The sequence below is a fragment of the Janthinobacterium foliorum genome, from assembly GCF_978021625.1.
Genome location: NZ_CDXDQE010000075.1, coordinates 1 through 354, shown reverse-complemented (window position 1 = coordinate 354; position 354 = coordinate 1). Strand labels below are relative to the sequence as shown.

The following is a 354-nucleotide window of genomic DNA, read 5'->3' as shown; positions in this document are numbered from 1 at the left end:
TGATGTTCAGCAGCCATACCTTGGCCTTCTTGTCGTTGACGGTGCCCGTCGATTCCGTCTTGTCCTGGAAGGTCTTGTCGTCGTAATTGATCTGCGCATACAGGTTGTTGCTGCGCGAACGGATCAGTGGATAACTGCCATACACGCTGGCGATCTTCGCCGTCCCCTTGGCGTCGAGCACGGCAAATTCCTTGCCCAGCTTGTAGTCCATATACGTGTAGGCGCCACCCAGGCGCAGCAGGCCGGCCTGCCCCTGGTAGGCCAGGCGGCCATAGTTCAAGCCATCGGCCGAGGTGAACGCGCGCACGGTGGCCACGTCGCCGATGCCGGCCAGCTCGTTGATGTTCAGGGTGG

The 354-nt window shown here is 60.7% G+C and carries 1 pseudogene; it reads right to left on the bottom strand.

The annotated features are described in order from the left end of the window. Nucleotides 1-354 (bottom strand): annotated as a pseudogene (locus tag ACZ92H_RS29555) (ShlB/FhaC/HecB family hemolysin secretion/activation protein); the annotation flags it as partial.